The sequence below is a fragment of the Streptomyces sp. NPDC018947 genome, assembly GCF_044390505.1.
Classification (GTDB): Bacteria; Actinomycetota; Actinomycetes; order Streptomycetales; family Streptomycetaceae; genus Streptomyces.
This window is the reverse complement of the sequence record NZ_JBIRZD010000003.1, coordinates 118,668-138,542: the sequence shown is the minus strand read 5'-3', so window position 1 is coordinate 138,542 and position 19,875 is coordinate 118,668. Positions and strand designations below refer to the sequence as shown.

Sequence of the window (19,875 nt, the reverse complement as noted above, 5' to 3'; positions counted from 1 at the left end):
GACACATGCATGTGCGCGGCGGCGCCGGGCCCCGCCGAGGAGGCGGGGCGGCTCAGCCGCGCAGCGCGTCCAGCCGCCGCCGGGCGGGTCCCAGCGCCCTGGCGCGGCTGGTGATCCCGGCCCAGGGCCGGGTGCGTGCCTGCTCGACGGCGTCCGCCACGGTCCAGCGGCGGGCGTGCAGGGCGGGGTCGTCGAGCTGGTCCCAGGAGACCGGCGTGGCCACCGGGGCGCCGGGCAGGGCGCGGACGGTGAAGGGCGCCACCGCGGTCTGCGCGTAGGCGTTGCGCTGGACGTCGAGGTAGAGCCGGTCGCCGCGGTCCTTCTTGCGGGCCGCGGTGGTGAGCCGGCCGGGGTGAGCCGCGACGAGGGTGTCGGCGACGTCGCGCGCGAACCGCCTCACCTCGTCGAAGTCCTGACGCGGTCTCAGCGGCACGATCACGTGCAGGCCGCGCGAGCCGGTGGTCATGAGCATGGAGGGCAGCTCCAGCTCGTCGAGCAGCGCGCCGAGCAGTCCGGCCGCCTCCCTGACCCGGGCGAAGTCGTCGCCGGACGGGTCGAGGTCGAAGACCATCCGGTCCGGCCGCTCCAGGTCACCGGTCCGCGACAGCCAGCGATGCAGGGTGAGGGCGGCCTGGTCGGCAAGGTGGAGAAGGGTGGCGGTGTCGTCACAGACCGTGTGGCGGACGGTGCCGCCCTCCTTGCCCACCTCGACGCGGGGGACCCAGTCCGGGTAGTGGTCCGGGGTGTTCTTCTGCATGAACCGGGGGCCGTCGACACCGTCCGGATGCCGCTCCAGCATCAGCGGGCGGCCCCGCAGGTGCGGCAGCATGAACGGCGCGACGGCCCGGTAGTAGTCGACGAGGTCGCCCTTGGTGTACTCCCCGGCCCCGCCGTCGCCGCCCGGGCCGCTCCCGGCGGCGAACAGCACCTTGCCGGGCCGGTGGACCTCCACGGTGCGCCGGCCGGCCCGGACGGTCCGTACGGCGTCCTGGCTCACGCGACGACCGCCTCCCCCACCAGCAGCCGGCCGGCCGCCGCGATGGACTCGGCGTCGATGCCGGCCGCGCGGAGCTGCTCGTCCGGGGAGGCCGAGCCCGGCATCGTCCGTACGGCGAGCCGTACCAGGCGCGGCGCCGGGCGCCCGTCGGAGAACGCGTCGGCCACCGCGTCGCCGATGCCGCCCTCCTCACGGTGGTCCTCGACGGTCAGCAGGCAGCCGGTCTCCTCGGCGGCCCCGCGCAGCGTCTCGGCGTCCACGGGCTTGACCGAGTACAGGTCGATCACCCGGACCGCGATGTCCTCCCCGGCGAGGGCGTCTGCCGCGGTCAGCGCCTCGTGGACCGTGTGGCCGGCCGCGACGACGGTCAGCCGGTCGCGGTCCGAGGAGCGCAGCACCTTGCTGCCGCCGACGGGGAACTCCTCGTCGGGCCCGTAGATCACCGGGCTCTCACCGCGCGAGGTGCGCAGATAGCGGATGCCCTCCAGGCCGGCCATCTCGGCGACCAGGGCCGCCGTCTGGTTGGCGTCGCACGGGTACAGCACGGTCGAGCCGTGGATCGCCCGCATCATCGCCAGGTCCTCCAGCCCCATCTGGCTGGGCCCGTCCTGGCCGATGGCGACGCCCGCGTGGGAGCCGACGAGGTTGATCCCGGAACCGCTGACGGAGGCCATGCGGACGAAGTCGTGGGCGCGGGTGAGGAAGGCCGCGAAGGTGGAGGCGTACGGCACCCAGCCGCGCGCCGCCATGCCGACGGCGGCGGCGACCATCTGCTGCTCGGCGATGTAGCACTCGAAGTAGCGCTCGGGGTGCTGCTTGGCGAAGAACTCGGCGCGGGTGGAGTCCCCGACCTCGCCGTCGAGGGCGACGACGTCGCCGCGGGCGGTGCCGAGCGCGGCCAGCGCCTCGCCGAAGGCGTTGCGGGTGGCCACCTCGTCGCCCTTCGCGTACCGGGGCAGGTCGAGCTGTCCGGAGCCGGCCGAGTGCAGGGCCCGCGCGGACGGCGGCTCGTTCACCCGGACGGTCAGGTCGCGCGGGCCGCCGAGTTCGGCGACGGCGTCCTCGGCCTCCGGCAGCGGCTTGCCGTGATGGCCCTCGCGGTCCTCGACGGCCGCGACGCCCTTGCCCTTGAGGGTGCGGGCGATGATCGCGGTGGGCTGTCCCCGGGTGGACAGGGCCTCGCCGTAGGCGCGGTCGATGGCGTCCACGTCGTGCCCGTCGATCTCGACGGTGTGCCAGTCGAAGGCGCGGAAGCGGCGCGCGTAGGCGTCGAGGTCGTGTCCGTGGCGGGTGGGGCCGCGCTGGCCGAGCCGGTTGACGTCCACGATCACGGTCAGGTTGTCGAGGTGCTCGTGACCGGCGTGCTCCGCGGCCTCCCACACGGATCCCTCGGCCATCTCGCTGTCGCCGCACAGCACCCACACCCGGTAGTCGGCGTGGTCCAGCCGCTTGCCGGACAGCGCGATGCCGACGCCGACGGGCAGTCCCTGGCCGAGCGAGCCCGTGGCCGTCTCGACCCACGGGAGTCGCTGTGGCGTGGGGTGCCCTTCGAGGCGGCTGCCCAGCTTGCGGAAGGTGAGCAGTTCCTCGTCGTCGATGGCGCCGGCCGCCTTGTAGGCGGAGTAGAGCAGGGGCGAGGCGTGTCCCTTGGAGAGGACGAAGCGGTCGTTGCCGGGGTGTGCGGGGCGGGAGAAGTCGTAGCGGAGGTGGTGGGCGAGCAGTACGGCCATCAGGTCCGCCGCGGACATCGAGGACGTCGGGTGCCCGGAGCCCGCGGCGGCGGAGGCGCGGACGCTGTCGACGCGCAACTGCTGCCCGAGTTCCGCGAGTTCACCGGTGTTCATGAGTCTCCTTCCGGGGGTCCGTCGGTACGCCTGACGGGACCGGGGGCGATGTCGGGGCCGGGCGGCGGCTGGTTCGGCGGGGGCTCGACGCCTTCGGCGGAGCGGGTGGGGGCGGGCGCGCCGGCCGACGGCGGCCTGGCCCGGGGCCCTCCGGCCGGACGCGGCCCGCCCCGGCCGCCGGAGGAGCCGGGCCCGGCCGCTCCCCCGGCCCGCCCGGGCCTGGCTCCGGCCCCGGCGGCTCCGGCAGCGGCCGATCCGGGCTTGGGGCGGGCGCCCGCGGGGCCGGGCCCGGGCGTCCCGTGTGTGTGAGGCATGTCGGCGGGGCTCGGCTTCGCGGGGTCGCCGCCGGGCCGGTTCTTCGCCGGTTCGCCGCCCGGCTGCTTCTTCGCCGGTTCGCCACCGGGCTGGTTCCTCGCGGGCTCACCACCGGGCTGGTTCTTCGCGGGCTCACCACCTGCCCTGCCCCCGTCCGGTCGGCCGTCGTCCGGTGCCGGTCGTGCCGGCCCGGCGGCCGGGCGGCCGGCGTCTTCGGACGCCGTGTCCGGCCGGCCGGGACCGGACCCCGCGCCTGCCGCCGTGCCCCGGCGTTCCGGTGCCGCCCCCGCCGGGACCCGGGCCAGCTCCGGGGACGCCGACTCCAGGGGGACCGACCATGACCGTACGAGGCCCAACTGCACGGCCTGCCGGGGCAGCACCGCGTCCAGGAGCCAGTCCGCGGCGACCCGGACGCGGTTGCCCGGCATCGCCGCGAGGTGGTAGCCACGCATCACCGCACCCGCCGCCGGGCCGGACAACGGGACACCGAGCGGGTTGGCCGCGGCCTTGGCGCCGCCCAGGTCCACGACGAAGCCCATGTCGCGGTGACGGTAGGGCCGACGCTCACCGCCGAGGCCGAGCGACGCGGCGACATTGTGGGCGCACACCTTGCCGTGCCGCCACGCGTGCTGCGCCGTCATCGGCGTGTACCCGCCGGGGTTGTGCAGGTCGGGCACCGCCGCCACGTCGCCGCAGGCGAACAGCTCGGGGTGCCCCGGCACCTGGAGGTGGGGGTCGACCAGCAGCCGGCCGCGTTCCATGGGCAGCCCGAGGGACTCCACCAGCGGGTCCGGCCGCACCCCCACGCACCACACCAGCGTGCGCGTGTCGACGGTCGTGCCGTCGGTCAGCACCACCCCCTCGTGCGTCGCCTCCTTCACGGAGGTGCCCATCCGCACGTCGACGCCCCGCTGCCGCAGCACCCTCTCGGCGGTGCGGGAGAGCCGCTCGTCCATCTCGGGCAGGACACGCGGCGCAACGTCCAGAAGCATCCAGCGCGGCCGCATGCCGGTGCGCATCGGATGCTTGCGGACCTGCGCGTCCGTGTACATCTGGCCGTGCGCGGCGACCTCCGTACCGGTGTATCCGGCACCGACCACCACGAAGGTGCACCGGGCGGAGCACTCGGCGCGGTCGCGCGTCGCGGCGGCCAACTCGATCTGCCGGGTCACGTGGTCGCGCAGATACAGCGCCTCCGGCAGCCCGCGGAAGCCGTGGGCGTGCTCGGCGACCCCGGGGATCGGCAGCAGCTTGTTGACGCTGCCCGCGGCGAGCACGAGCCGGTCGAAGGGCAGGGTGCCCTCCGCGCCCTCGGGGCCGGTGTAGCGCACGGTGCGCCCGTCGAGGTCGATGCCGTCGGCCTCGCCCAGCACCAGCCGGACGCGCGGCAGGGTGCCCGACAGGGACACGCTGACCCGGCGCGGTTCGAGGACGCCGGCGGCGACCTGGGGCAGCAGGGGCAGATAGAGGAAGTAGTCGGTCGGGTTGAGCAGGGTGATGTCGGCCTGGTGCCGGGTGAGCCGGGACAGGGTGCGGGCCGTCCGGTACCCGGCGAAGCCGGCACCGACGATCACGATGCGGGGTCGGCTCACGGTTCGCCTCCGGGCTGTCGCGTACCTCGTGAGCCTTCCGCGTCCCCTCGGCCGGGTCGGCCAAACGTCCGGCGGGCCGCGCGGGGCCTTGCGCCGCCGGTTGCGCGGACGGCCCCCGGGTACCCGGGCCGGGTCCCACCCTCCCCCACGTCCCGGAGGCAGCCCCATGCCCGAGTACGGCTATTTCCTCTCGTGCGAGCAGTACGGTCCCGCGGAGCTGATCGAGCAGGCGCGGATGGCCGAGCAGGCCGGATTCCAGGCGCTGTGGATCTCGGACCACTACCACCCCTGGAACGACCAGCAGGGGCAGAGCCCGTTCGTGTGGTCGGTGATCGGCGCGCTGTCGGAGGCGGTGTCGCTGCCCGTGGAGACGGCGGTGACCTGCCCGACCGTGCGCATCCACCCGGCGGTGGTGGCGCAGGCCGCGGCGACGAGCGCGGTGATGACGGAGGGCCGCTTCCGGCTCGGTCTCGGCACCGGCGAGGCGCTGAACGAGCACATCCTCGGGGACGCCTGGCCCGCCGCCCACGTACGCCTGGAGATGCTGGAGGAGGCCGTCCTCGTCATGCGCCGACTGCTGTCCGGCGAGGAGGTCAACCACCACGGCACGCACTACACGGTGGAGAACGCCCGTCTCTACACCGTCCCCCACGAGCCCGTGCCCATCGACATCTCGGGCTTCGGCCCGGCCGCGACCAAGCTGGCGGCCCGGGTGGGCGACGGCTACATCACGACGATGCCGGACGCCTCGATGGTGGAGCAGTACCGCAAGGGCGGGGGCGGCTCCAAGCCGGTCAGCGGCGGCACCAAGGTCTGCTACGACACCGACCGGGACGCGGCGGTACGGACCGTGCACCGGCTGTGGGCGAACGAGTTGCTGCCGGGCGAGCTGGGCCAGGTGCTGCCGTCGCCCAAACACTTCGAGCAGGCGCAGACCCTGGTCACCGAGGACATGGTGCGCGAGAACCGCGTGTGCGGGGACGACGCGGACGAACACGTCGCGGAGCTGAAGCGGTTCGCCGACGCCGGCTTCGACCGGATCTACGTGAACCAGATCGGCCCCGACCTCCGCGGCTTCTTCGACTTCTACCGCACGAAGGTGCTGCCGCAGCTCCAGGAGACCGCCTGAGCCCCGGCTCCCCCGGTCACGGCCGCGCTCCCGGACACCGGTCCGGGGGCGCGGCCGTGCGAGCGGCCCGTCAGGCGCGGCGGTGCGGGTCCCCGGCGCCGGCGTCGTCCCGGCGCGGCTCCGCGTCGGGCGCCACGGACGGCATCGGCGGATACGGCACGCCGGTGCCGTTAGCCTGCGCGGCGGGAGCGTGGCCGGAGGCGGTGAGCCCGTGGCCGGCGCCGTACCCGGTCCCCGTCCCGGAGCCGTGCGGCCGGGCGGCGGTGCGCAGCAGGTGAGCGGCGACGCCCAGCAGGGCGGCCGTGATCAGCGCGGCGGCCCAGCCCGGCAGGCCGATGGCGAGCACCAGCCCCACGGTGAGCGCGAGGGCCGCGCCCGCGTACAGGGCGGCGGCACCGGAGGCGGCGTACAGCGTGGCCCTGCGCCGCTGCTTGCGCGTCTGCCGGCGCAGCTCGTCGCGCACGGTCTCGCGTGCCACCTGCGCCAGTTCGTCGATCAGTTGCCTGTCCAGGTGTTCCAAGTGATCCATGCGGTCCATGGGTCGCGGGTACCCACGACGGCGTCCCCCATGACCCGGGCACCGTGCCCGCCGCGCCAACTAGGCTCGTCCGTATGGACATTCTCGGAGCGACTCTGCGCGTCTACGTCGACGACCTGGACAAGGCGATCCCCTTCTACGAAGGCCTGGCGGGCGGCCGGGCGCTGCGATTCGAGCGCGGGGGTGTCCAGGTCGCCGCCGTCGGCTGCTTCCTGCTGATGAGCGGGCCGGAGAACCAGCTCGAGGTGTTGCGCAAGGTGGCCGCGACGATCGCCGTGGCGGACGTCGAGGAGACCGGCCGGGTGCTGTCCGGGCTGGGCGCGGACATCATCGCGGGCCCGCTGCCGACACCGGCCGGCCGCAACCTGATCGCCCGTCATCCGGACGGCGCGGTGTACGAGTACGTGGACCGGCGCGCCTAGGCAGTCCCTTCGGACAGGCCGGCCGCCGGGGTGAGCGTGTCCGGCCGGGCGGGCCCGCCCCCGTCCGGCCGCATCCGGAAGTCGTGGCGGGCCGGGAGCGGCTCGCCGGTGAGGCGGGCCCACAGCCGGCCGATGCGCTCGTCGCCCTCCCGCAGGTCGGCGACCTCGAAGCCGTCGTCGTAGACGGCCCGTGCCTCGGCGCGGCGGCCCTCGGCGGCCAGCAGCTCCGCCTCGATCAGCCGGAACCTGCCGCGGGCCCGGACCGCGTCCGGCAGCCGTTCCCACACGGAACGGGCGTGCGCGGCACGTCCGGCCGCCAGCAGCGCCTCGATCGCCTCACGGCCGAGCGCGGCCATGACGGCCGGCCACGCGTCACCCTCGTCCCCGCCCGCGTCCCGCCTCCCGCACAGGTCGCCGAAGGCCTCGGTGTACCGGTCGGCGGCCCGCTCCGGGTGGCCGCCCTCCTGGTCGGCCAGCGCGAGGCAGCGCAGCAGCGGCCAGCGCTCGGCGGCGCCCTTCAGGCCGCGCTCCCAACTGCGCACCGCCTGCGCCAGATCACCGGCGTGCCACTGGGCGACGCCGAGGTGGTACTCGGTGTCCGGTGTCGCGGGAGCCGTCTCCAGCATGTCCCGCCAGGGCCGGGCGACCAGCGTCGGCGCGGGCGGCCGTGACCCGTCCGGCTCGGGGAGGGACCCCGCGCGCAGCAGGTGCAGCCACGGCGCCTGCTCGTCCTGGAGGGTGCTCTCGTCGAAGGGCGTGCCGGGCAGCTTCCAGCCCGCCCGCAGCACCTCCAGGGCGCCCCAGCCGGATCCGGTGGCGAGGCTCTCGCCGGGCTCGTCGTCGGCGCGGGACCGCCAGGCGGCGTACGCGGCGTCCACGTCGGCGCGCGGCAGCGCGGTCTCCAGCCGCTCCTGCGCCCCGCGCAGCACCGTGTGCCACTCGCCCTCGGGCGCCGCGTCGAGCGGCCCGTAAGCCTCCAGCCAGGACACCTCGCTCTCCGCCTCCAGCTTCACGTGCTCGAGCTGTGTGCGGGCGAGCCCGGCCTGGATCTCGCAGTAGCCCCGGGTGCCGGGTTCGGTGAGCCACTCCTGCCAGCGCCGCCCGCCGGGCCCCGTGCCCCACACGAACAGCTTGCGGCCGCGCAGCACGTCGGTCGAGGTCTGCACCAGGCCGTGCCCGTGCGCGTCGAGCGCGGCGATCCAGCGGCGCCGGCCGTCGGGCACCTCGTAGAAGTAGTCGGCGGCGTAGGTGCTGTCGAGCGGGTACGTGCGGTCCGCGCCGTCGTAGCGGGGGACCGGTACGCGGCGCAGCCGGCGCTCGTAGCCGAAGTGCCAGGCCTCCTCGGCGGGGGCGAGGACGCGAAGGTCCTCGGGGACGGCGATGTTGGACCACCAGTAGACCGGCACCGGGCGCTCGTGCGGGTTGCGGATCCGGACGCCGACGCGCAGGAAGTCCGAGCCGTCGGGCAGCCACAGGTCGACCTGGAAGGGCAGGTCGCGCAGCCGCTCCCACTCCCACAGGCGCAGCATCTCCCCGCCGTCGGGGGCGGGCACCCGGGCGGCGTGCACGGGTGAGCAGGACAGGGTCGTGTGCCCGGTGGCGCCGATGTTCCACTCGATGCCGCCGGAGAACCAGGCGCCGTTGAGGGCGAAGTTGGCGGGCTGGAACACCGGGTTGGTGTAGAGGAGTTCACGTCCGGTGGGCTTGTGGAAGAGGGAGGCGATCCGGCCGCCGAGGGAGGGCAGGACGGTGGCCCGCAACCGGTCGTTCTCGATGACCAGCGCGTCCAGCCCGCGCGGTTCGCGCCGGCGCCCGTAGCCGTCGCGGACCTGGACGGGCAGGAGGCTGCGCAGCGGCTCGTAGTCGACCTGCCGGGCCATGTCGCGCGGCAGCGCGGCCCGGTCCCGCTCGTCGATGCGGTGGGCCTCGTCCAGCGGGCGCAGCGGCGGCAGCGGGTTGTCCGTTCCCAGCGAAGCGGCGGGCAGCGTCAGTACCTCACGTCGGATCGTCGTCACGGTCCCCATGGAAGCCGTTCACCGGCGCGGTGAACAGGGGCTCCGCCTCGCGGGCCGGGGCGACGTGGCTCACGTTTAATTCCCTGGGGCGCGGTGGGGGCGAGGGCTTAGGGTCGGGCGGTCGGCGCGCGTACGAAGGAGAGCGGCACGTGAGTGAGCAGCACACCTACCGGGTGATCGTCCGGGGCACCTGGGAGGGACTGACCGAGGACGCCCGTGCCCGGTTGCTCGCCGAGGCGGGCGAGCACGGGATGGCGAGCATGCGGTTCACCGAGGAGGGTTCGCTGTCGTACGAGCCCTCCCCCCTGAAGCACTTCTCGATGCGCTACGTGGTGGTCTCGGACGCGGCGGACGGCGAGGAGATGGCGGCCGCCCTCGCGGAGGACCGGGCGGAGGGCGCTCTGCGCGGACTGGGCTACGGGTTCCGCGACCTCAGGTCGACGGTGACGGACCTCGACACGATGAAGATCAACCGGAAGTCACGGTCTCGGCGGTGATCGCCCAGCGCTGGTGGTCGCGCCAGGCGCCGTCGATGTAGAGCATCCTCGGCGAGAAGCCCTCCAGGTGGAAGCCGCAGGCGCGGGCCAGCGCGATCGAGGCGGCGTTGCCGGGCTGCACGTTGATCTCCAGCCGGTGCAGTCCCATCGGCCCGAACGCGTACCGCACGACGAGGTCCAGCCCCTCGCGCATCAGGCCGCGCCCCGCCGCGTGCCGGAAGGCGCCGTAGCCGAGGGCGCCGCTGAGGAAGCCGCCCCCGACGATGTTGTTGATGTTGATGAACCCGGCGATGCCCCCGCGGTCCCTCTCGCACACCAGGAACCCCGCCTTGGCCGGGTCCTCGATCAGCCGGCCCGCGTAGGCGGCGTACGCCTCGGCGTTGTCCGGCGGGAAGAGCCAGGGGTGGTGCAGGTCCTTGCTCTCACGCACCCGGGCGGTGAACTCGGCACCGTCCTCGTACGTGAAGTGCCGTACGGCCACGCGGGGGCCCTCGGCGAGGTGGCGGGAGGCGCTGTGCGGCATCCCGCCACTCTACGACGCGGCCGGGGGCCCGGCCCGGTCAGCGCAGCGCCGGCTCGTCCAGTGTCAAGGTGCCCGCGTCCGCGTCCAGTTCCGCCGCCGCTCCGAAGGGGATCGTCAGCGCCCCGGCGCAGTGGCCGAAGCCGAAGTCCTCGACGACCGGCACCCCGAGCCCGCCGAGCCGGTCGGCCAGCAGCGGGCGCAGCGCGGCGGCCGGCTCGCACTCCTCCCACGATCCGAGCAGCACCCCGCCGACCCCCTCCAGCCAGCCCGCGCGCAGCAGTTGGGTGAGGTAGCGGTCGAGGCGGTACGGCTCCTCCCCCACGTCCTCCAGGCACAGCAGCCCGCCGCGCGCCGACGGGCGGGCGTGCGGGGTGCCCAGTTCGGCGGCGAGCAGCGCGAGGCAGCCGCCGAGGGTGACGCCCCGCGCCCGGCCGCCGACCAGGGGCGTGCCGGCGTCGGCGGTGATCACACGGACGGTCTCCGGGGCGAACAGGGTCGCCCTGAGGTGCTCCTGCGCCCGCGCGTTCTTGAGGAAGTCGACGCCCGCTGCCATCGGCCCGTGCAGGGTGACCAGCCCGAGCCGGCGGGCGAACGCCTCGTGCAGCGCGGTGATGTCGCTGAAGCCCACGAACGGCTTGGGCCCCGCCGCGCGCATCGCCTCCCAGTCGAGCAGGTCCACCATGCGCTGGGCGCCGTATCCGCCGCGGGCGCACAGCACCGCGTCCACGGCGGGGTCGCACCACGCGGCCTGGAGGTCGGCGGCCCGGCCGGCGTCCGTGCCCGCGAGGTAGTCGAAGGTGCCGTGCCGGTCCAGGACGTGCGGTGCCACGACGGGGTCGAGGTCCCATCCGCGCAGCACGTCGAGGCCCGCCTGGAGCCGTTCCTCGGGCACGGGTCCGCTGGGCGCGACGACGGCCACGCGGGCGCCGGGCGCGAGCCGGGAGGGGCGCAGCAGTGGCCTCACGTGGTCAGCTCCAGGGTGGGGATGCCGCGCGGGTCGATGCGGAAGACCTGTGCGTACAGGGAGAGTTCCGCCTCCAGGGCGCGCACCATGGTCTCGGCGCGGCGGAAGCCGTGTCCCTCGCCCTCGAAGGCGATGTACGCGTGCGGCACCCCGCGGCCGGCGATGCGGTCGAGGAACCGCTCGCACTGCGCGGGCGGGCAGATCACGTCGTCCAGGCCCTGGAGCAGCAGGAACGGCGCGCGCACCCGGTCGGCGTGCTCGGCGGGCGAGCGTTCGGTGTAGCGCTGCGGGACCTCGGCGAGGGGGCCGACCAGGGTCTCCAGGTACTGCGACTCGAAGTCGTGGGTCTCCCCGGTGCCCCAGCCGGTCAGGTCGAGGATGGGGTAGATGATCGTGCCGCAGGCGTAGACGTCGGTGGCGGTGAGCGAGGCCGCCGCGGTCCAGCCGCCGGCGCTGCCGCCGCGCACGGCGAGCCGTTCGCGGTCCGCGCCGCCCTCGTCGGCGAGGGCCAGGGCGACGGCGGCACAGTCCTCGACGTCGACGACGCCCCACTGTCCGCGCAGCCGGTTGCGGTACTCGCGGCCGTGTCCCGTCGAGCCGCCGTAGTTGACCTCGGCCACGCCGATGCCGCGCGAGGTGAAGTAGGCGATCTCCAGGTCGAGGACGAGCGGCGAGCGGCTGGTGGGTCCGCCGTGCGCCCAGATCACGTACGGCGGCAGTTCGCCGTCGGGAGCGGTGCACTCCGGGTGGTGCGGCGGGTAGACGTGGGCGTGGATCTCGCGGCCGTCGGGGCCGGTGAAGACGCGGATCCGGGGTTCGGGGTAGTACGCGGGGTCCACGGCGTCGTCGTGCGGGGCGCCGATCACCCGGGCCCGGCCGGTGCGCGCGTCCAGCTCCACCACCTCGTAGGCGCTGCGGGGGCTCGCGCCGACGGCGACGATCCGCTCGCCGTGCGCGGCGAGGGTGTCCGTGAACTCCGTCCAGGGGCCGGCCGCGTCGACGACCTCGCCGGTCTCCGGGTCGAGTATGCCGAGGGCCGTGGCTCCACGGCCGTGCACGACGGCGATCAGGCCGTTGTCCAGCGGGGCGAACCAGCGCCGGCCGAGCTTCCACAGCGGTCCGCCGAACTCCTCCTCGCGGGTGCACAGCGGCCGGCCGTCGCGGTACAGGTTCCACCAGCCGGTGCGGTCGGAGGCGAACAGCAGGGCTCCGTCGGGGGCCCAGTCCACCTGGGCGACGGACTCCTCGGCGCCGCCCGCGACCGTGCGCGGCTGCTCGAAGGTGCCGTCGGCACCGATGTCGGCGACGACCAGCTCGGTGCCGTCCCAGGGCATGCGCGGGTGGTCCCAGGCCAGCCAGGCGACGCGCCGCCCGTCGGGCGAGACGCGCGGGCCGGTGACGAACCGGTGCCGTTCACCGGCGAGTTCACGCACCGCGGCGCGGTCGTCGGCGGCCGATCCGTCCAGCGGCACCGCCGCCGGGACCCGGCGCACGTCGCCCGGCCCGTCGCCGGTGAACTCCTCCAGCACGCACCACACCTCGCCGCGTTCGGGGCGAAGCTGCGGCTCGGCCCAGCGCAGCCCGCCGCCCACGGCCGAGAGGGGGGTCAGGGGGCGCGGCCCGGCGCCGCCGGGCTCCAAGGCGTACAGCCGCTGGTCGGCGAAGTTCACGAACACCACGGTGACGCCGGTGCCGTCCGCCAGCGCGTCCCACGGCCGGCCGCCGTACTCGATGACCCGGCTGCGCACGTTCCACGGCGCGGGCAGCACCGGCTCCTCGGTGCCGTCCGGGTGCCGTCTGACCAGGGTGCGGCGGCCGCCCTCGGCGGGCCTGGGCGCGGTCCACCACACCTCGTCCCCGACGAAGCCCACGTCCTCGGGCCGTCCGTCGTGCGCGGCGGCGAGGGCCGCGTCGATCGGCGAGGGCCACGATCCGTACGCCAGAGTCTGCACTGACTCCCCCAACTTCCTCTCGGCTTGCCTGCGTTGCTCGGGTCTTCCTGGGCCGTGCTAGGCCGTGCGCAGGAAGCGGTCGAGGACGCGGACACCGAAGTGCAGCGCCTCGACGGGGACGCGTTCGTCCACGCCGTGGAAGAGGGCCTGGTAGTCGAAGCCCTCCGGCAGCTTCAGCGGCGCGAACCCGTAGCCGGTGATGCCGAGCCGTGAGAACTGCTTGGCGTCGGTGCCGCCGGACATGCAGTACGGCACGACGTGTCCCTCGGGGGCGAACTCCTCGACGGCGGCCCGCATCCTCGCGAACGTCGGCGAGTCGACCGGTGCCTGGAGGGCGACCTCGTGGTGGGCGAACTCCCAGTCCACGTCCGGCCCGGTGAGCCGGTCGAGGGTGGCGCGGAACTCGTCCTCCCAGCTGTGGAGGAACCGCCCGTCGACGTGGGCCACGGCCTGGCCCGGGATGACGTTGACCTTGTAACCGGCGTCCAGCATGGTCGGGTTGCTGCTGTTGCGGACGGTCGACTCGACCAGGGCGGCGGCCGGCCCGAGCTTCTCCAGCAGCGTGTCGACGTCGTTCAGATCGGCCTCGACGCCGTACAGGGCGGCGAGTTCGGTGAGCGCGGCGCCGACGGTGGGGGTCAGGCGCAGCGGCCACTCGTGCTCGCCGATGCGGGTGAGGGCCGCCGCGAGGCGGGTGACCGCGTTCTCCCGGTTGACCTTGGAGCCGTGCCCGGCCCGTCCGCGGGCGGTCAGCTTCAGCCAGCCGGTGCCGCGCTCGCCGGCCGCGATCGGGTAGATCTGCCGGCCGCCGCCGTCGTGGAAGGTGAACGCGCCGGACTCGCTGACCCCCTCGGTGCAGCCCTCGAACAGCTCGGCGTGCCGGTCGGCGAGGAAGCCGGAGCCGTCCTCGGCGCTGGCCTCCTCGTCCGCGGTGAACGCGATCACCACGTCCCGCCGGGGCCGTACGCCCTGCCGGGCCCAGGAGCGGGCGACGGCGAGGATCATCGCGTCCATGTTCTTCATGTCGACCGCGCCGCGCCCCCAGACGACGCCGTCGCGGATCTCCCCGGAGAACGGGTCGACGCTCCAGTCGGCGGCCTCGGCGGGCACGACGTCCAGGTGACCGTGGACGAGCAGCGCGTCGGCGGACGGGTCGGTGCCCTCGATGCGGGCGACGACGTTGGTCCGGCCCTCGGTGCGCTCCAGGAGGGTGGGCTCGATCCCGGCCTCGGCGAGCCGTTCGGCGGCGTACTCGGCGGCCGGGCGTTCCCGGCAGTCGCCGCCGCCGCGGTTGGTGGTGTCGATCCGGATCAGCTCGGAGGTGAACCGGACGACCTCGTCCAGGGCCTGCGCGTCCGCGCCGGCCGCCTCGCTCCCGGTGGTGTGCTCAGCCATACTGCTCCTCCACGGCGGCCGAGGCGATCGTGGTGACGGCCTTGAAGGTCCGGATCGCCTCGACCATGGTGTCGTTCGTGTAGGCCACCTTCCGCTCCCCGACCCGGGCCACGCCGGGCACGACGGTCGAGGCGTCGGCGAGGTGTTCGGCGTCGAACTCCACGGCGACGGTGTACGGTCCGCCGCTCACGGGCTCGGTGCGCACCGCGAGCGACGTGGCCTCCTTGGCGGCGGCCCGGATGTCGGCGGCGGTCCTGGACGGCGTACGGCACACGGCCGCGTACCGCGAGACGTGGTCCTTGACGGCGACCTTGCGCGCCTCGGGGGCGTAGCCGAGCGCGTCCTCGCAGGCCACGTCGTCCCCGGTGACCAGGACGACCGGTACACCGTATTCGGCGACGACGTGCGCGTTGAGCAGACCCTCACTGGCGCGTACGTCGTTCAGCCAGACGCCGGTGATCTGGTTGGCGAGGTAGGTGTGGGCGAGGACGCCCTCCATGCCGGCGCCCGCGTGGTAGCCGATGAAGGCGATGCCGTCCACGTCCCCGTGCTGCACGCCCTCGACCATGGACAGTGCCTTGTGCCGGCCGGTGAGCATCTGCGTGCGCTCGTCGAGCCGCTCCAGCAGCAGGTTGCGCATGGTCCAGTGGGCCTCGTTGACGAGCACCTCGTCGGCGCCGCCGTCGAAGAAGCCCAGCACGGCGGCGTTCACGTCCGACGTGAACATCGACCGGCACCGCTCCCACTGGGGAGTCCCCGGCAGAACGTCGGCGGGCCAGGTGACACCGGTCGCGCCCTCCATGTCGGCGCTGATGAGGATCTTCATGGAGCGCCACGTTACGCGCCCGGGCGCGGGGCGGCTACGAAGGGGGAGGAAACCCTCGGTCCCGGACGGGCTACTGGAACAGAAGCCGGTCGCTCACGGAGAGACGTGGTGTCACCTCGACGTCCAGGGCGCCCGCGCACTCGCCCATGTGGAAGTCGACGCGGATGCGGGCAGCCGCTTCCCCGCCACCGACGGCCATGCACGTCGCACCCTCGCGGTGGACATCCAGCAACTCGACGCCCCGTTCGTTCGTCCAGCGAAGTCTGACCGACCTCGACAACACGTCGTAGGAGAAGACCAGGCTCTGCCCGGAAGCATCCTGGAACGTAACCGTCCGCACCCCGTCCTCATGCGACTCGGGCCATTCGCCAAGGGCTTCGTGGACTTCTTCGTCGTCGGGAGCCAGGAACTCTCGGTACATGTGATGCGTCTTCACCTTCCCCGGTACGGCGGCCGGTGGTCCAGACTGCCGTGGATGCTCACGTCGGGGCCACTTCCGCGGAAGACGACTGCGGAGGAACGGCACGCACGAACCACACGTCACCGGCGCGTGTGGCGCCGCGCCGGTGACCGGGGGGGTCAGTCCTCGTGCCCGAGCTGGAGGTCGCGTTCCGTGCGGCCGCCGCCGGCCACCTGGAGGACGGTGGCGACGGGCGGGTAGCCGGCGGCGATGACGGTGTACTCGCCGGACGACAGGTCGACGAAGCGGAAGGTGCCGTCGGGGCCGGTGGTGAGGGTGTCCACCACGTTCCCGGCGGCGTCGAGGAGGGTCACCCGGGCGTCCTCCACGACCCGTCCGCCGCTCGCCCGCACGGTGCCGCGCAGCACGGCGCCGCCGGCCAGTTCGACGTCCTGGCGGGTCTCGCGGGCGGCCTGGACGCTGACCGGCAGGGCGGCCGGGCGGAAGGCGGGCGCGCTGGCGGCGAGGGTGTACTCGCCGGCCACCAGCTCGGTGATGACGTAGCCGCCCTCCCGTCCGCTGCGGGTCGTGGCGACCACCTCGCCGTGCACGTTGGTGAGGGTGACGATCGCGTCCCGCACGGGGCTGCCGTCGGCGGTGACGACGCTGCCGGCCAGGCGTCCGGCGCCGCCGAGGACCACGTCCAGTTCGACCGGGCGTTCGCCGACGGTCACGGAGACCGCCTGCGGCTGGTGCCCGCCGGCCGCGGCGATCAGGACGTACGCCCCGGCGCCGGGCGTGGCCAGCGCGTAGCGACCGTCGTCGCCGCTGGCGCCCCGGCCGACCTGCTGTCCGCCGACGTCGATGAGGGTGAGGGCGGCGCGGGGCACCACCGTGCCGTCGGGGTGCTGCACCGTGCCGCAGACCGGGATGCCGGCGGCGTACGGCGAGCGGGGCGAGGTGGAGGTCCCCCCGTTCGGAGAATGGGGGCGGGCCTGCGGCACCTGGGCGGTGTGCTGCGCGGTCCCGGGCTCGGTGACGGGGGCGTTGTGGGACACCAGGGGTTTCTCCTTGAGGAAGAAGGCCATGAGCAGGCCGAGGGCGAGCACCGGCACCAGGTACAGGAAGATGCGCGGCATGGCGTCGGCGTACGCCCCGATGTAGGCGTCGCGCAGCGCCGGGGGCAGGCTGTGGACGAGCTGCGGCGTGATGGACTCGGCGTCGGGCAGTCCGGCGCCCGCCTCGGCGGGGACGCGGTCGGCGAGGGCGTCGGTGAGCCGGCCCGCGAAGAGGGTGCCGAAGACGGCGGCGCCGACGCTGCCGCCGATCTGCCGGAAGTAGTTGTTGGCGCTGGTGGCGGTGCCGAGGTCGGCGGGGCGCACGGAGTTCTGCACGGCGAGGACGAGGACCGGCATCACCATGCCGATGCCGGCGCCGAGGACGGCCATCCAGACGCTGTAGTGCAGCCGGGGCGTGTCGATGTCGAGGCGGGAGAGCAGCCACATGCCGAGCACGGACAGCGCGCCGCCGATGACGGGGTGGGCGCGGTAGCGGCCGGTGCGGCTGATGAGCTGTCCGGAGACGATGGAGGCGACGACGATGCCGCCCATCATGGGGAGCATCAGCAGGCCGGACTCGGTGGCGGTGGCGCCGTCGACCATCTGGAGGAAGGTCGGCAGATAGCTCGCGGCGCCGAAGAGGGCGACGCCGACGACGAGGCCGACCAGGCCGGTGACGTTGAAGACGGAGTCCCGGAACAGGCGCAGCGGGATCAGCGGTTCGGGCGCGAAGCGTTCGGCGACCAGGAAGAGGACGGTGGTGACCGCCGCTCCGGCGCCGAGCCCGAGGATGACCTCCGAGTCCCAGTCGTACTCGGTGCCGCCCCAGCTCGTGAGCAGGACCAGGCAGGTGGAGGCCGCGGCGAGCAGCAGGGCCCCGAGGATGTCGAGGCGGGGTTTGACCCGCGGCCTGGGCAGCTTCAGCACGACGGCGACGACGGCCATGGTGACCAGGCCGAAGGGCACGTTGATGTAGAAGCACCAGCGCCAGGAGAGGTGGTCGGTGAAGTAGCCGCCGAGCAGCGGCCCGGCGACCGAGGCGAGTCCGAAGGCGGCGCCGATCAGGCCCATGTACCGGCCCCGCTCGCGGGGCGGCACGATGTCCGCGATGATCGCCTGCACGCCGATCATCAGGCCGCCGGCGCCGACGCCCTGCACGGCACGGAAGGCGATGAGCTGGTCCATGGTCTGCGCGCGCCCGGCGAGGGCGGAGCCGACGACGAAGACCAGGATGGCGAACTGGAAGACGCCCTTGCGGCCGAAGAGGTCACCGAGCTTGCCGTAGATCGGCAGCCCGATGGTGGAGGTCAGCAGGTAGGCGGTGATCGCCCAGGACATCTTGTCCAGGCCGTGCAGCTCGCCGACGATCTTCGGCAGCGCCGTGGCGACGATCATCTGCTCGAGCGCGGCGAGCAGCAGCGCCAGCATCAGTCCGACGAAGACCAGCCGGACCCGGCGCGGGCTGAGCCCGTCGTCCCGCTCCGGGGCGGGAGCGGGGGCCTCGGGGGCCTCCGGGGGTGGCGCGGCGACCGGTTCGTCCTTCACCAGAGTGATCCCGCCCACGTACCGCTCCCCTCATCGCACCTGCTCACTTTTGCCACCTGAGGCGACAACTACGAGCAAGTGCGACAAGTTACGGCGTACGGCGCGATCAACCGAGGATCACTCGAACCGGTGAGACCGCCAACACCCTTGATTCAGGGGCCTCTTGGGGCCCCAGGGCCCCTCGGCTACTTCTCGACCTCGGCGGCGAGCCTGGCGAGCACCGCGTCGTAGATCCGGCCGAGCCCCTTGGGCGCGAAGGTCTTCTCGAAGAAACCGCCGATCCCGCCGGCCCCCGTCCAGGTGGTGGTGACCACGACCCGGGACCTGCCCTCGCCTGCCGGGGTGACCCGCCAGGTCGTGACCATCGAGGAGTTGCGGTCCTTCTCGACGAGTTCGCCGTCGCTCGGCTCGGTGACCTCCAGCAGGCAGTCGCGGACGCGCTTGCTGGTGGCCTGGAGCTTCCAGTGGACGAGGGTGCCCTCGCCGTCGCCGCCCTCGCGGACCTCGTACTCGCTGAAGTGCTCGGGCAGCAGCTTCTCGCGCGTGCCGGTGTAGTCGGCGAGGGTGTCGAACACCGTCTCCGCGTCCGCGGCGACGATCCGCTCCGTCGTGGACTCGACCTGCGCCATCGGGTTCCTCCAAGGCCTGGTTGTGCCGGGTCGGGGCAAGCCAACCACCCCACCGCCCGGCCACCAAATCGGGGGCCACGAAGCGTCCACGTGCGGCTCACCCGCACGATCAAGGGAACATCTGTTCTAATCTGTGGGCAGTGCTACCGAGGAGGCGTCAATGCGCTGGGAGAACCTCACGGACTCCGACCACGCCCGGTCCGCCGATCCCGCGCTGTTCGGCGCGGACGCGGTGACCACCCGTACCTTCGACACGCCCGAGTTCCGCGGGATCACCTTCCACGAGGTGCGGGCCCGCTCGATCCTCAACCGGGTGCCGGGCGCCTCGCGGATGCCGTTCGAATGGACGGTGAACCCGTACCGCGGCTGCACGCACGCGTGCGTGTACTGCTTCGCGCGCAAGACGCACAGCTATCTGGACCTCGACACGGGCCTCGGTTTCGACTCGCAGATCGTCGTCAAGGTGAACGCGCCCGAGCTGCTGCGCCGCCAGCTCGCCTCCCGCCGCTGGCAGGGCGAGCACGTGGCGATGGGCACGAACGTCGACTGCTACCAGCGGGCGGAGGGCCGCTACCGCCTCATGCCGGGCATCATCACGGCCCTGACCGAGCGCGCCAACCCCTTCTCGATCCTCACCAAGGGCACGCTGATCCTGCGCGACCTCGACCTGCTCACCCGGGCGGCGGAGGTCACGGACGTGGGCATCTCGGTGTCCGTCGGCTTCATGGACGCGGACCTGTGGCGCACGGTGGAGCCGGGCACGCCCGCGCCGGAACGCCGGCTGGACGTCGTACGGACCCTCACCGAGCACGGCATCGGCTGCGGGGTGCTCATGGCGCCGGTCATCCCGTTCCTCGGTGACGACCCCGGCCGGCTGCGGGCCACCGTCCGGGCCATAGCCGCCGCCGGCGCCACGTCGGTGACCCCGCTGGTGCTCCACCTGCGCCCGGGCGCCCGGGAATGGTTCATGACCTGGCTCGCCCGGCACCACCCCCACCTCGTCCGCCGCTACGAACGCCTCTACGCGGAGGGCGCCTACGCCCCGAGGTGGTACCAGCGTCGCATCACCCGCCAGGTGCACGAGCTGGCCGGGGAGTACGGCATCGGCCCCGCCCGCCCCGGAATGCCCCGCCGCATCGCGCCGCCGCCCCCGGCACAGTCCCCCGCCCCGACGGAGCCGGTGCAGCTCTCCCTCATCTGAGCCCGCACGACGGGAGCGAGGGGGTGCCTGAGA

General features: G+C 73.9%; 17 protein-coding genes. 4 read left to right on the top strand and 13 right to left on the bottom strand.

Annotation, left to right across the window (positions count from 1 at the left end):
* Positions 1–52: 52 nt before the first annotated feature.
* Genes ligD through ACH499_RS08670 form a run of 3 tightly spaced genes read right to left on the bottom strand, consistent with a single transcriptional unit; the run spans position 53 to position 4,748 of the window.
* Entirely contained in the window at positions 53–997 is a 945-nt protein-coding gene (ligD, locus tag ACH499_RS08680; protein WP_399014391.1) for a non-homologous end-joining DNA ligase, read from the bottom strand.
* Positions 994–2,841, bottom strand: coding sequence for a transketolase (locus tag ACH499_RS08675; RefSeq protein ID WP_399014390.1), 1,848 nt, complete (start codon positions 2,839–2,841; stop codon positions 994–996). The genes ligD and ACH499_RS08675 overlap by 4 nt, the downstream gene beginning before the upstream one ends.
* Entirely contained in the window at positions 2,838–4,748 is a 1,911-nt protein-coding gene (locus ACH499_RS08670) for an NAD(P)/FAD-dependent oxidoreductase (protein WP_399014389.1), read from the bottom strand. The genes ACH499_RS08675 and ACH499_RS08670 overlap by 4 nt, the downstream gene beginning before the upstream one ends.
* 166 nt (positions 4,749–4,914) lie before the next feature.
* On the opposite strand from ACH499_RS08670, the gene ACH499_RS08665 reads away from it, so the two are divergent.
* Positions 4,915–5,877: an LLM class F420-dependent oxidoreductase gene (locus tag ACH499_RS08665; RefSeq protein ID WP_356201969.1), complete on the top strand. Its 963-nt coding sequence runs from the start codon at positions 4,915–4,917 to the stop codon at positions 5,875–5,877.
* Positions 5,878–5,947: 70 nt separating this feature from the next.
* On the opposite strand, the gene ACH499_RS08660 is transcribed toward ACH499_RS08665, so the two are convergent.
* Positions 5,948–6,406 (bottom strand): phage holin family protein, encoded by a 459-nt coding sequence (locus ACH499_RS08660; protein WP_399014388.1) that lies wholly within the window; start codon positions 6,404–6,406, stop codon positions 5,948–5,950.
* An 83-nt stretch (positions 6,407–6,489) separates the two neighbouring features.
* On the opposite strand from ACH499_RS08660, the gene ACH499_RS08655 reads away from it, so the two are divergent.
* The gene (locus ACH499_RS08655; RefSeq protein WP_399014386.1) at positions 6,490–6,837 is read left to right on the top strand and encodes a VOC family protein; all 348 of its coding nucleotides are present in this window, start codon (positions 6,490–6,492) and stop codon (positions 6,835–6,837) included.
* Here the strand turns inward: ACH499_RS08655 and ACH499_RS08650 are convergent.
* Positions 6,834–8,861 (bottom strand): DUF5107 domain-containing protein, encoded by a 2,028-nt coding sequence (locus ACH499_RS08650; RefSeq protein WP_399014384.1) that lies wholly within the window; start codon positions 8,859–8,861, stop codon positions 6,834–6,836. The two genes, ACH499_RS08655 and ACH499_RS08650, sit on opposite strands and share 4 nt — an antisense overlap.
* 140 nt (positions 8,862–9,001) lie before the next feature.
* Here ACH499_RS08650 and ACH499_RS08645 point away from each other — a divergent pair, with 140 nt between their 5' ends.
* A complete protein-coding gene (locus ACH499_RS08645; protein ID WP_356201976.1) occupies positions 9,002–9,349 on the top strand; it encodes a DUF6204 family protein in 348 nt (115 codons plus the stop codon).
* On the opposite strand, the gene ACH499_RS08640 is transcribed toward ACH499_RS08645, so the two are convergent.
* From ACH499_RS08640 to ACH499_RS08605, 8 genes are all read right to left on the bottom strand, one after another.
* Positions 9,321–9,872 (bottom strand): GNAT family protein, encoded by a 552-nt coding sequence (locus tag ACH499_RS08640; RefSeq protein WP_356201978.1) that lies wholly within the window; start codon positions 9,870–9,872, stop codon positions 9,321–9,323. The two genes, ACH499_RS08645 and ACH499_RS08640, sit on opposite strands and share 29 nt — an antisense overlap.
* A gap of 37 nt (positions 9,873–9,909) precedes the next feature.
* Positions 9,910–10,836, bottom strand: a complete 927-nt coding sequence (locus tag ACH499_RS08635; RefSeq protein WP_356201980.1) for an LD-carboxypeptidase — start codon at positions 10,834–10,836, stop codon at positions 9,910–9,912.
* The gene (locus ACH499_RS08630) at positions 10,833–12,800 is read right to left on the bottom strand and encodes an LpqB family beta-propeller domain-containing protein (protein ID WP_399014383.1); all 1,968 of its coding nucleotides are present in this window, start codon (positions 12,798–12,800) and stop codon (positions 10,833–10,835) included. Before ACH499_RS08630 ends, ACH499_RS08635 begins: the two co-directional genes overlap by 4 nt.
* A 45-nt stretch (positions 12,801–12,845) precedes the next feature.
* On the bottom strand, positions 12,846–14,183 hold the full coding sequence (locus ACH499_RS08625; RefSeq protein ID WP_399014382.1) for a M20/M25/M40 family metallo-hydrolase: 1,338 nt from the start codon (positions 14,181–14,183) through the stop codon (positions 12,846–12,848).
* On the bottom strand, positions 14,176–15,009 hold the full coding sequence (locus ACH499_RS08620) for a M55 family metallopeptidase (RefSeq protein WP_356201983.1): 834 nt from the start codon (positions 15,007–15,009) through the stop codon (positions 14,176–14,178). The genes ACH499_RS08625 and ACH499_RS08620 overlap by 8 nt, the downstream gene beginning before the upstream one ends.
* Positions 15,010–15,079: 70 nt before the next feature.
* Positions 15,080–15,430, bottom strand: coding sequence for a hypothetical protein (locus ACH499_RS08615; RefSeq protein ID WP_356201985.1), 351 nt, complete (start codon positions 15,428–15,430; stop codon positions 15,080–15,082).
* Positions 15,431–15,588: 158 nt separating this feature from the next.
* Entirely contained in the window at positions 15,589–18,030 is a 2,442-nt protein-coding gene (locus tag ACH499_RS08610) for an MFS transporter (protein ID WP_356201987.1), read from the bottom strand.
* Between the two features lie 167 nt (positions 18,031–18,197).
* Positions 18,198–18,641 (bottom strand): SRPBCC family protein, encoded by a 444-nt coding sequence (locus ACH499_RS08605; protein ID WP_356201989.1) that lies wholly within the window; start codon positions 18,639–18,641, stop codon positions 18,198–18,200.
* A gap of 160 nt (positions 18,642–18,801) precedes the next feature.
* On the opposite strand from ACH499_RS08605, the gene ACH499_RS08600 reads away from it, so the two are divergent.
* Positions 18,802–19,842, top strand: coding sequence for an Rv2578c family radical SAM protein (locus ACH499_RS08600; protein ID WP_399014380.1), 1,041 nt, complete (start codon positions 18,802–18,804; stop codon positions 19,840–19,842).
* Positions 19,843–19,875: the final 33 nt, after the last annotated feature.

Coding starts and splice junctions, on each gene's coding strand:
- ACH499_RS08675 (WP_399014390.1), bottom strand. CDS start 2,841: ATGAACACCGGTGAACTCGCGGAACTCGGGCAGCAGTTGCGCGTCGAC.
- ACH499_RS08665 (WP_356201969.1), top strand. CDS start 4,915: ATGCCCGAGTACGGCTATTTCCTCTCGTGCGAGCAGTACGGTCCCGCG.
- ACH499_RS08660 (WP_399014388.1), bottom strand. CDS start 6,406: ATGGATCACTTGGAACACCTGGACAGGCAACTGATCGACGAACTGGCG.
- ACH499_RS08655 (WP_399014386.1), top strand. CDS start 6,490: ATGGACATTCTCGGAGCGACTCTGCGCGTCTACGTCGACGACCTGGAC.
- ACH499_RS08650 (WP_399014384.1), bottom strand. CDS start 8,861: ATGGGGACCGTGACGACGATCCGACGTGAGGTACTGACGCTGCCCGCC.
- ACH499_RS08640 (WP_356201978.1), bottom strand. CDS start 9,872: ATGCCGCACAGCGCCTCCCGCCACCTCGCCGAGGGCCCCCGCGTGGCC.
- ACH499_RS08625 (WP_399014382.1), bottom strand. CDS start 14,183: ATGGCTGAGCACACCACCGGGAGCGAGGCGGCCGGCGCGGACGCGCAG.
- ACH499_RS08620 (WP_356201983.1), bottom strand. CDS start 15,009: ATGAAGATCCTCATCAGCGCCGACATGGAGGGCGCGACCGGTGTCACC.
- ACH499_RS08615 (WP_356201985.1), bottom strand. CDS start 15,430: ATGTACCGAGAGTTCCTGGCTCCCGACGACGAAGAAGTCCACGAAGCC.
- ACH499_RS08605 (WP_356201989.1), bottom strand. CDS start 18,641: ATGGCGCAGGTCGAGTCCACGACGGAGCGGATCGTCGCCGCGGACGCG.
- ACH499_RS08600 (WP_399014380.1), top strand. CDS start 18,802: ATGCGCTGGGAGAACCTCACGGACTCCGACCACGCCCGGTCCGCCGAT.